This is a genomic window from Crenobacter luteus (genome assembly GCF_004345725.1).
Lineage (GTDB): Bacteria > Pseudomonadota > Gammaproteobacteria > Burkholderiales > Chromobacteriaceae > Crenobacter > Crenobacter luteus.
The window spans coordinates 1-10582 of the sequence record NZ_SLXG01000040.1 but is presented as its reverse complement, the minus strand read 5'-3'; the positions used below and the strand labels follow the sequence as shown (position 1 = coordinate 10582).

Sequence of the window (10582 nt, the reverse complement as noted above, 5' to 3'; positions counted from 1 at the left end):
TCAGGTACGTCGTGCTTCTTCTTGCTCATTGTGACTCCGGACAAGTCGGCAGTTTCCTGCCAAAAGTCCGTTTACACAAAATTCTGCACACCCTCATGCACGGGACTACCAACGCGCTGGCAGCCGCTGCAGCGGGGCTGCGTATCGGATAGCGATTCCAGCTCCAGGTGGAGGGCATCGGCGTGGCGCTGGAAGCGAGAGACGGTGAAGCCTTCCCAGAACGGAAGGTGGCGCATATCATCAGGCATGAGAACGGCGGTGTCGGGTAGCGGGTTTGGTCGCACAAACAGCTTACCTTGCACCGCCGTTCTCACATCCGGCTTTTACCTCACGTTCCCATTATTCCGTGAAGAACCAGAAAAAACGCCACCGCGAACGGTGGCGTCTGGCGCGAACGGCGCGTCGCTCAGCGCGACACGTTGTAGTTCGGCGCTTCCTTGGTGATCTGCACGTCGTGCACGTGCGACTCGCTCATGCCGGCCGAGGTGATCTCGACGAATTCGGCCTTCTCGTGCATCTCGGCGATGGTCTTGCAGCCGAGGTAGCCCATCGAGGAGCGCAGGCCGCCGATCAGCTGGTGGATCACCGGGGCGATCGGGCCCTTGTAGGCGACGCGGCCTTCGATGCCTTCCGGTACGAACTTGTCGACGTTGGCCTCGTTGTCCTGGAAGTAGCGGTCGGACGAGCCCTGCGTCATCGCGCCCAGCGAGCCCATGCCGCGGTAGGACTTGTAGGTGCGGCCCTGGTACAGCTCGACCTCGCCCGGGGCTTCCTCGGTGCCGGCGAACATGCCGCCGAGCATCACGCAGTGCGCGCCGGCGGCCAGCGCCTTGGCGATGTCGCCCGAGAAGCGGATGCCGCCGTCGGCGATCAGCGGCACGCCGGTGCCCTTGAGCGCTTCGGCGACGTTGTGGATCGCGGTCAGCTGCGGCACGCCGACGCCGGCGACGATGCGCGTGGTGCAGATCGAGCCCGGGCCGATGCCGACCTTGACCGCGTCGGCGCCGGCCTCGACCAGCGCGCGCGCGGCGGCGGCGGTGGCGATGTTGCCGCCGATCACGTCGACCTGCGGGAAGTTCTGCTTGACCCACTTCACGCGGTCGAGCACGCCCTGGCTGTGGCCGTGCGCGGTGTCGACGACGACGACGTCGACGCCGGCCTCGACCAGCGCGGCGACGCGCTCGTCGGTGCCCGCGCCGACGCCGACGGCGGCGCCGACGCGCAGACGGCCCTGGGCGTCCTTGTTGGCGTTCGGGTGTTCGCTGGTCTTGACGATGTCGCGGACGGTGATCAGGCCCTTCAGCTCGAAGGCGTCGTTGACGACCAGCACGCGCTCGATCTTGTGCTGGTGCATCAGCTCGCGCGCTTCGTCGATGCTGGTGCCTTCCTTGACGGTCACCAGGCGCTCGCGCGGGGTCATGATCGAGCGGACGGTGACGTCCAGGCGGGTTTCGAAGCGCAGGTCGCGGTTGGTGACGATGCCGACGACCTTGCCGCCCTCGACCACCGGCAGGCCGGAGATCTTGTGCTGGCGGGACAGGGCGACCAGATCGCGTACCAGCAGGTCCGGCGCGATGGTGATCGGATCCTTGACCACGCCGCTTTCGTGGCGTTTCACCTTCGACACCTGTTCGGCCTGCTTTTCCGCCGACATGTTCTTGTGCACGATGCCGAGGCCGCCTTCCTGGGCCAGCGCGATCGCCAGGCGAGCCTCGGTCACGGTGTCCATGGCGGCGGACAGCAGCGGCAGGTTCAGCTGGATGTTGCGGGTCAGCGAGGTGGACAAGAGGACATCGCGCGGCAGGACGGCGGAGTGCGCGGGGACAAGCAGGACGTCGTCAAAGGTGTAGGCTTTTTCGATGATACGCATCTGGCATTTTCCTTTGCGGCAAATAAACATTATACCGGCTAACGTTTTCGCTGGCAAAATCAGGCAAACCCTGCTATTGGCGCCCGGGCAAGGCCCCCGTTCGGGGCCGGCCCGTCAGCATACCGCGGCCGGCGCGCCGCAAGATGGAGAAAAAATGACATTCGCCGCCCCGCTCGGCTGCGCGACGCCGCAGCCCGCTGCGGACTACAGCTATAAGGACGCCCGGACGGTGTTGCCCGACCCGCCGCCGCGCGGCGCGTCGTCCTGCGTCGCCAGGGCCAAGCGCGATCCGGTGCGCGGCAGGGGCGGGAGGGTGGGGGGCGTCGACAATCGCGACCACTCCCAATGCCCGGACGACAGGAACCGCGCCGGGCTGCTTTGCCAGGCGCGGCAGCGCGTGGCGACCTGGTGCCCGTGCCGATGACGACGCCCGCATTCGACCCCAAGGCGGTGCTGGCCAGCCTGCCGAACCTGCCCGGCGTCTACCGTATGCTCGACGCCAACGGCGACGTGCTCTACGTCGGCAAGGCGGTCGACCTCAAGCGCCGCGTCAGCTCCTACTTCCAGAAGAGCGACCTGTCGCCGCGCATCCAGCTGATGGTCAGGCAGATCGCCGCGATCGAGACCACCGTCACGCGCTCGGAGGCCGAGGCGCTGATCCTCGAGAACAACCTGATCAAGGCGCTGGCCCCGAAGTACAACATCCTGTTCCGCGACGACAAGAGCTATCCCTACCTGATGCTGTCCGGCCACGACTTCCCGCAGCTGGCCTACTACCGCGGCCCGCTCGACAAGCGCCACCAGTTCTTCGGCCCGTACCCGAACGGTTACGCGGTGCGCGAGAGCATCCAGATCCTGCAGAAGGTGTTCCGGCTGCGCACCTGCGAGGACAGCGTGTTCGCCAACCGCTCGCGGCCCTGTCTTCTGTACCAGATCAAGCGCTGCTCGGGCCCGTGCGTCGGCCTGATCTCCGCCGACGACTACCGGCGCGACGTGCACGGCGCCGCCGCCTTCCTGCAGGGCCGGCAGCACGAACTGATCGAGCGGCTGTCGGCACGCATGGAGGAGGCCGCCGCCGCGCTCGAATTCGAGCAGGCGGCCGAGCTCCGCGACCAGATCCAGGCGCTGGCGCGCGTGCAGGAGAAGCAGTTCGTCGAGAGCAGCAGCCAGCTCGACTGCGACGTGGTGGTCGCGGTCGAGGAGGGCGGCCTGGTGTGCGTGAACCTGACCATGATCCGCGGCGGGCGCCACCTGGGCGACAAGAGCCTGTTCCCCGACGGCGCAGGCGACGCCGACGCGCAGTCGGCGCTGGAAGCTTTCCTCGGCCAACATTACCTGTCGGCGCCCTTGCCGCCGGTCCTCCTCGTCAACCGCGAGGTCGACGAGGCGCTGCGCGACTACCTGTCCGAACGCGCCGGGCGGCGCCTTGCGATCATTGCCAATTCGATCGGCGAGCGACGCGTGTGGCTCGAAATGGCCGAGAAGAACGCGCGCCTGGCGATCGGCCAGCGCGCCGCCAGCCGCGCGACGCAGACGCTGCGGCTGGCGGCGTTGGCCGAGCAACTGGAAATGGACGCGCTCGAGCGGCTAGAGTGCTTCGACATCAGCCACACCATGGGCGAGGCGACCGTCGCCTCCTGCGTGGTCTACGACAAGGGCGCGATGCAGCCGTCCGAATACCGGCGCTACAACATCGAGACCGCCGCAGCCGGCGACGACTACGGCGCGATGCGCGAGGCGCTGACGCGCCGCTACGCGAAGATCGCCGGCGGCGACGGCAAGCGCCCCGACGTGGTGCTGATCGACGGCGGCAAGGGCCAGGTCGGCGTCGCGCTCGAGGTGTTGGCCGAGGTCGGGCTCGACCTGCCGGTGGTCGGCGTCGCCAAGGGCGAGGCGCGCAAACCCGGCCTGGAAACCCTGATTCTGCCGTTCCTGCAAAAGACGGTACAATTGCCGGGCGACCATCCGGCGCTGCACCTGATCCAGACCATCCGCGACGAGGCACACCGCTTCGCCATCACCGGTCACCGCGCGCGCCGCGCCAAGGCCCGCGTCACCTCCAGCCTGGAAGACATCCCGGGCATCGGCGCCAAGCGCCGCCAGCGCCTGCTGACCCGCTTCGGCGGCCTCAGGGGCGTCGCGGCCGCCAGCGTCGACGACCTCGCGCAGGTGGACGGCATCAGCCGCGCGCTGGCCGAGAAAATTTACAACGCCCTGCATTAAGACGCGCCCCTACATGCCCTTTAATCTGCCCATCTTCCTGACCTGGCTGCGGGTCGGCCTGATCCCGGTGTTCGTGATCGTGTTCTACCTGTCCGGCAGCGTGCTGACGCCGCGCTCGGCCAACCTCGTGGCGGCGCTGATCTTCGCCGTTGCCAGCGTCACCGACTGGCTCGACGGCTATCTCGCGCGCCGGCTCGGCCAGACCTCGTCGTTCGGCGCCTTCCTCGACCCGGTGGCCGACAAGCTGATCGTCGCCGCCGCGCTGATCCTGCTGGTCGCCGAGGGGCGCACCTACGCCTGGCTGGCGATGATCATCATCGGCCGCGAGATCGCGATCTCGGCGCTGCGCGAGTGGATGGCCGAGATGGGCAAGCGCAAGAGCGTCGCGGTGGCCACCATCGGCAAGCTCAAGACCAGCGCGCAGATGGCCGCCATCCTGCTGCTCCTGTTCGCCGAACCGCTGATTCCCGGCGTCTCGACGCTCGTGCTCGGCAACGCCTTCATGGTGGTCGCGGCGATTTTGACTTTGTGGTCAATGGTTTATTACCTGCGCATGGCCGTTCATGAATTTTCCGGTAAATAAATTGGCGCGAATGTGTTGACAGCACCGGATTAATCCTTATAATTCGCAATCTCTTGATGACGACGACGAGTCGGAAACAGGAAAGCAGAGCGGGAATAGCTCAGTTGGTAGAGCGCAACCTTGCCAAGGTTGAGGTCGCGAGTTCGAGCCTCGTTTCCCGCTCCAGCATGATCCAGGTCATGCGGGAATAGCTCAGTTGGTAGAGCGCAACCTTGCCAAGGTTGAGGTCGCGAGTTCGAGCCTCGTTTCCCGCTCCAAAAACCTGTTTCAAAAAATCTGTGTGACGCGGGAATAGCTCAGTTGGTAGAGCGCAACCTTGCCAAGGTTGAGGTCGCGAGTTCGAGCCTCGTTTCCCGCTCCATCCTTCACGCAGCGCCACGCGGGAATAGCTCAGTTGGTAGAGCGCAACCTTGCCAAGGTTGAGGTCGCGAGTTCGAGCCTCGTTTCCCGCTCCAGTTTATTGCGAACCGGTAAAATCCGGTTCGACGCCAGTCAAAGGCGGGGTAGCAAAGTGGTTATGCAGCGGCCTGCAAAGCCGTCTACGCCGGTTCGATTCCGACCCCCGCCTCCAGTTGAAAATCCCGTGAGCTGAAAAGCTCACGGGATTTTTGCTTTTCCCGGCCGAAGCGTCGCGATATTTGCCCGACTTTCCGACCGCGTCCGATTTTTTTGCGCAAACCCATTAAGAGCCGCTAACAAAACCTACTTTCCCCGCGAGCCGGTGCATGCCGGATCAAGACCTTACGGTTGCTCGATTGAGGTTTTGTTAGCGGCTCTAAGGGGCAAAACCGTCGTCGCGATCGCATGCGATGCCGGCGTCTTGCGCTGGAGCGGGGTCGCCCGTAGAATGCACAGCGTTTTTTTGCGGGCGCCCGGGTGGTGAAATGGTAGACACAGCGGACTTAAAATCCGCCGACTTTGCGGTCGTGCCGGTTCGAGTCCGGCTCCGGGCACCACAACAGCATCCAGCGAAGTCCGAGTAAGTCCAGAAAACCCGCATAGCGCAAGGCTTTGCGGGTTTTTTGTTGTCCGGCGTTTGGCTTGTTGGGCCGACCTGTGAGCCTTTGGGTGTGCGTTTCGCGGTCGGCCCCTGTCGTGCTGATCCGGCCGGTCGCCGGGGGCATGCCTTGTCCGGGCGGGCCGTGGCGCCGTCGCCGGCGGGGAGTGGGAGCGGCTCAGTAATCGTCGAGGTAGTCGTAGCCAGCCCAGTTCAACTGCAGCCGGTGGCGACCGTTGCCGCCGTCCAGGCGCTTGAGCAGGCCGTGTTCGACCATGTAGCCGAGGTGCCGTTCGATGTCGGCCGGGCTGTAGACGTCGCCGCTGGTTTCGGCGACGCTGCGGATCAGGGTGCGTTCTTCGAGCGAGGGAGTCGTTCCGCAGCCGACGAGACGCAGGATGCGGAACACCAGAGATTCATCGTGGGGCATGGCGTGGTGTGACATTTCATGAAATCGAAATTATTTATTAGTCATTTGTTGCGGTGGAGTCAAGGGCGGCAGGCCCGCCGCGGGCGGAGGGCGAGGCGATGAGCGGCGTGGAACACAGGGATTCGCCGTGCGTGGCGGTATGCACCACGGCGCTGGGCGACCCGGTATGCCGCGGCTGCGGGCGTACCTTCGACGAGGTGGCGCATTGGACCGCTCTCGACGACGACGCCAAGCGCGACGTGTGGGCGCGGCTGGAAGCGCGCCGCCGCCTCGTCGAGATCGGGCGCATTCTCGGCTGGCTGGTGGCGATCGAGCGCGACGCGGCGGGCGAGGAGTGGGCCTGGGTGCCGGCACGGCCGGAGTTGCCGCGCTTCCGGCTGGCGCGCGGTGCGGGCTGCGTGCGGCTGGCTCTGCGCGACGCCTGGGGCGGCGAGCCGGTCGAGGCGATGCTGGGGGAGGGCGTCGCGCCGTCGGCGCAGGCCTACGCCGAGCTGTTGGCCGAGCGGGCCGGGCGCTGAGCGTCGCAAGACATGCCGGGATATCTAAAAGGCATAGTCTTTATAAGCATGGATGGCTGTTGAGGCTGCTGCGTGCGGCATGGATGCTCGCGCAGGCAGCGGGGCGAGGGCGGCCGCCTTGATCCAGCGCAAATTCATCCGGGATTAAGCACTGGTCAAGCGATCGTCAAATCGGTAAGAATGTCCGGATAAGACGGACAACAAATAAGAAGCCCCGCCCTCGGAGGACAATTCGCAATGGCTTGGTTTTGGCATGTCTACACCCTGGTCGAAAAGACCTTCTGGAATTCCCTCACCAAAAAGCTCTGCAGCTTCTTTTTCATCAGCCTGTTCCAGCTCGGCATGGTGGTTTACGTCGCCGGGGTGCTCGGCGACATCCGCGTCGCGCTCAAGGCGCAGCGGCTGGATGCGGCGGCGCTGTCCGCGCTCGAGGCCAGCCTCGACAACGCGCTGTTCTGGACCGTGGTGCTGTGGGGGGCGTCCTTCGCCTTCATCGCCTTCATGGTGTGGTATCTGCGCTACCTGATCGTGCGTCCTCTCAAGATGGTGACGGCGATCTTCGACGAGATCGGCGCCGGCGTCGGCAACCTGTCGAAGGACCTGCCGACCATCACCCACGACGAGATCCGCGACCTTTCGCAGTCGTACAACAAGTTCCTGACCAAGATGCGCGAGCTGATCAACAACGTGCGGCTGATGACGATCCGCATCGCGATGGACACCGCGTCGACGCGGCAGAACATCGGCGAGTCGATCGCCAGCGCCAGCCAGCAGGACAAGCTGGTCGACGAAGTGCGCGAGGCCAGCGGCCAGACCACGCAGGGCATCAACCAGGTCACCGAGCAGACGCAGGCGATCTCGACGACCACGCTGGCCAACCTCGAGGTGGCGCGCGTGTCGAACGACGAACTGCGCGACGTCGCGCTGCGCATCCACGACATCAGCCTCAAGGTCGGCCACTTCAACGAGACGGTCGGCGAGCTCAGCAGCCGCTCGGGCAGCATCAAGACCATCGTCGACCTGATCAAGGACATCTCGGAGCAGACCAATCTGCTGGCGCTGAACGCGGCGATCGAGGCGGCGCGCGCCGGCGAGGCCGGCCGCGGCTTCGCGGTGGTCGCCGACGAGGTGCGCAAGTTGGCCGAGCGGGTCAAGACCGCCACCGAGGAGATCTCCGGCAACGTCGACGGCATGCTGACCCTGGTCGGCGAAACGCAGCAGGAAACCGGCCGCATCGCCGAAGACACCAAGCTGGCGCGCGAGGTGGTCGCCAAGACTTCGCAACACTTCGCCAAGATGATGGGCGACTTCGAGGCGACCGCCAGCAGCCTGACGCAGATCGCCGGCACGATGGAGGCGTTCGCTCACACCAACGGCCAGGTCAACCGCCATGTCAGCGAGATCTACGACCTCAGCCAGCAGGTCAGCGGCCGCTTGCGCCACACCGAGAAGGTGTCGGCCGAGCTGGCGCTGGCATCCGAGCAGGTGCAGGACATGGTGTTCCGCTTCATCGTCGGCGAGGGCGAGTTCCACCAGATCATCCAGCACACCAGCGCCGCGCGCAAAGAGCTGGAGGACAAGCTCGGCCAACTGCTCAAGAGCGGCGTCGACCTGTTCGACCAGCGCTACCAGCCCGTCGCCGGCTCCAACCCGGCCAAGTTCCGCACCGGCTACGACGCGCAGGTCGAAGGCCTGATCCAGCCGGTGATCGACCGCGTGGTGCGCGAGACCGAGGGCGGCCGCTTCTGCCTGGTGGTCGACGCCAACGGCTACGCGCCGACGCACAACAGCAATTGTGCCAAGCCGCTGACCGGCAATTTCGAGGTCGACCTCGCCAACAGCCGCGACAAGCGCATCTTCAACGACGCGGTCGGTCTGCGCTCGGCGCGTAACACGCGCTCCTTCATTTTGCAGACCTACACGCGCGACAACGGCGAGATCCTGACCGAGATCGCCGTGCCGATCACGCTGGACGGCCGTCACTGGGGCGCCTTGCGCTTCGGCTTCGATCCGTCCCACCTGCTCAAGGAGCTCAAGCTCAAGCGCGCCGCCTGACGACGCTTTCCTTCCCAAGCCCGGCTGGCATGCCGGGCTTTTTGCTGCGCTGCGCCCGATACCGGGACCGCGCCGTGGCGATGGCCGCCGCCCGGTCTTGGTACGCGGGCGCCCGCCAAGGTGCGGGTGCTCGCGTAAACTATCGGCGTGGCGTGGTATGCCGGGCGTCGGCCAACGTTGGCCGAGCCGCGCGGCTGCCCCGGCTCGCTACCGCGCTCCTGCGCGCCAGCCGGCGCCTGAACCGACGCGACGTTTGACGGGAGACACGCATGACCGATCCGCTCCGCCCCTTCCTCGCCCGACAGGCCTTCGTGCTGCTCGACGGCGCGCTCGCCAGCGAACTCGAACGGCGCGGCGCCGACCTCGCCGATCCCCTGTGGTCGGCCCGCTTGCTGATCGCCGACCCGGACGCGATCCGCCGCCTGCACGCCGACTACTACGCCGCCGGCGCCGACGTCGCGATCACCGCGAGCTACCAGGCGAGCTTCGAGGGTTTCGCCGCGCGCGGTCTTGACCGGAGCGAGGCCGCGCGGCTGATGCGCCTGTCGGTCGAGCTGGCGTGCGCGGCGCGCGACGACTTCTGGTCCGTGCCGGAACACCGCTGCGGCCGTACCAGGCCGCTGGTCGCCGCCTCGATCGGCCCGTACGGCGCGGTGCTCGCCGACGGCTCCGAATACCGTGGCGGCTACGGCCTCACGCTGGCGCAACTGATGGACTTTCACCGGCCGCGCCTCGAGGCGCTGCTGTCGGCCGGCCCCGACCTCTTGGCGTGCGAAACGCTGCCGTCGGCGCTCGAGGCCGAGGCGATCGCGCGCGTGCTCGCCGACGACTTTCCCGACGCGCGCGCCTGGTTCGCCTTCACCTGCCGCGACGGCGCGCATACCGCCGAGGGCGGACGTTTCGTCGACGCGGCCGCCGCGCTCGCGGGCCGCGAGCAGGTGCTCGCCGTCGGCGTCAACTGCAGCGCGCCGGCCCACGTCGCCGCGCTGCTGGCGGCGGCACGCGACGTCGCCGACAAACCGTTGCTCGCCTACCCGAACTCCGGCGAGCGTTACGACGCCGCGGACAAGTGCTGGCATGGGAAGGCCGACGACCTCGTCGGCTACGCGCCCGGCTGGCTCGACGCCGGCGCGCGGCTGATCGGCGGCTGTTGCCGTACCGGCCCGGCCGAGATCCGCGCGCTGGCGACGTGGCGGCGCTCGCTGGGCGATGCCGGCAAAAACTAGGGCAAGCCCTTACCTGCACTTTTTTGGCAAGCGTCCTATGCTGAAGCAAACCGGTCCGGCAACGGCGTTCAAACAGTCGGACCGCCCGCGGCGCCGCCTGGGCGGTACGGCGGCGGTCCAAGGCGCAAGGCGAGGAGAAGCCATCATGACGATCGAGCACTTCAACCATATCGCCGACCTGATCGGCCTCAAAAAGCGCTCGCGCGAGGCGGTGCTGCTGATGGAGATCGAGGGAATGACCGGCTATTCGGCCGCCAAGCAGATGGACCTGAGCGAGTCGACCGTGTCGCGTGCGCATTCGCGCTTCCGCAAGGCGATCAAGGAAATCAACGCGCTCGCCAAGTACCTGCCGCTGTGAGACGCGAACACCGGCCGCGAGCCGAGACAGGAAAAATATAGCTATCAGGGTTTTTCAAGGGGGTATGCCACAAGGGGGCAGGCAAAACCGGCCGCGACACCGTCGCCGCCGGTTTTTATTTGGCTCTGTTCGCGTTTGCCGTTGGTAATTTTGGCCTTCACGCTTCAAAGCCACGCCCAGCTTGGGTTTGCGGCATATGGGGCAGCACTCTGCAAAGCCAAGCAGAATAAGAGTCGCTAACAAAACCTACTTGATGCCGGCAGTGTGAAGCCCCATCTGGCCGGCATGAAGCGAAGTGTCGTCAGCCAGAAGCTCTGGAAAT

Annotated in this window: 8 protein-coding genes and 6 tRNA genes; 12 read left to right on the top strand and 2 right to left on the bottom strand. The window is 66.1% G+C overall.

The window, feature by feature from the left end; translation table 11 throughout:
• Positions 1–406: 406 nt before the first annotated feature.
• The gene (gene guaB, locus EV683_RS13960) at positions 407–1870 is read right to left on the bottom strand and encodes an IMP dehydrogenase (RefSeq protein WP_066614665.1); all 1464 of its coding nucleotides are present in this window, start codon (positions 1868–1870) and stop codon (positions 407–409) included.
• Between the two features lie 420 nt (positions 1871–2290).
• On the opposite strand from guaB, the gene uvrC reads away from it, so the two are divergent.
• From uvrC to EV683_RS13920, 8 genes are all read left to right on the top strand, one after another.
• Positions 2291–4093, top strand: a complete 1803-nt coding sequence (uvrC, locus tag EV683_RS13955; protein WP_131863194.1) for an excinuclease ABC subunit UvrC — start codon at positions 2291–2293, stop codon at positions 4091–4093.
• Between the two features lie 13 nt (positions 4094–4106).
• Positions 4107–4676, top strand: coding sequence for a CDP-diacylglycerol--glycerol-3-phosphate 3-phosphatidyltransferase (gene pgsA / locus EV683_RS13950; protein ID WP_066614661.1), 570 nt, complete (start codon positions 4107–4109; stop codon positions 4674–4676).
• Between the two features lie 89 nt (positions 4677–4765).
• Positions 4766–4841, top strand: a tRNA-Gly gene (locus tag EV683_RS13945).
• Positions 4842–4857: 16 nt separating this feature from the next.
• Positions 4858–4933, top strand: a tRNA-Gly gene (locus tag EV683_RS13940).
• Positions 4934–4961: 28 nt separating this feature from the next.
• A tRNA-Gly gene (locus EV683_RS13935) sits at positions 4962–5037 on the top strand.
• Between the two features lie 18 nt (positions 5038–5055).
• A tRNA-Gly gene (locus EV683_RS13930) sits at positions 5056–5131 on the top strand.
• Positions 5132–5173: 42 nt separating this feature from the next.
• A tRNA-Cys gene (locus EV683_RS13925) sits at positions 5174–5247 on the top strand.
• Between the two features lie 299 nt (positions 5248–5546).
• A tRNA-Leu gene (locus tag EV683_RS13920) sits at positions 5547–5632 on the top strand.
• A 219-nt stretch (positions 5633–5851) separates the two neighbouring features.
• Here the strand turns inward: EV683_RS13920 and EV683_RS13915 are convergent.
• On the bottom strand, positions 5852–6103 hold the full coding sequence (locus tag EV683_RS13915; RefSeq protein ID WP_131863193.1) for a hypothetical protein: 252 nt from the start codon (positions 6101–6103) through the stop codon (positions 5852–5854).
• Positions 6104–6201: 98 nt separating this feature from the next.
• On the opposite strand from EV683_RS13915, the gene EV683_RS13910 reads away from it, so the two are divergent.
• From EV683_RS13910 to EV683_RS13895, 4 genes are all read left to right on the top strand, one after another.
• On the top strand, positions 6202–6621 hold the full coding sequence (locus EV683_RS13910; protein ID WP_066614642.1) for a DUF1289 domain-containing protein: 420 nt from the start codon (positions 6202–6204) through the stop codon (positions 6619–6621).
• Positions 6622–6858: 237 nt separating this feature from the next.
• Positions 6859–8676, top strand: a complete 1818-nt coding sequence (locus EV683_RS13905; RefSeq protein ID WP_066614640.1) for a methyl-accepting chemotaxis protein — start codon at positions 6859–6861, stop codon at positions 8674–8676.
• A gap of 269 nt (positions 8677–8945) precedes the next feature.
• Entirely contained in the window at positions 8946–9902 is a 957-nt protein-coding gene (mmuM, locus tag EV683_RS13900; RefSeq protein WP_131863192.1) for a homocysteine S-methyltransferase, read from the top strand.
• 145 nt (positions 9903–10047) lie between these two features.
• Entirely contained in the window at positions 10048–10260 is a 213-nt protein-coding gene (locus tag EV683_RS13895) for a sigma factor-like helix-turn-helix DNA-binding protein (RefSeq protein WP_066614637.1), read from the top strand.
• The last annotated feature ends 322 nt before the right edge of the window (positions 10261–10582 follow it).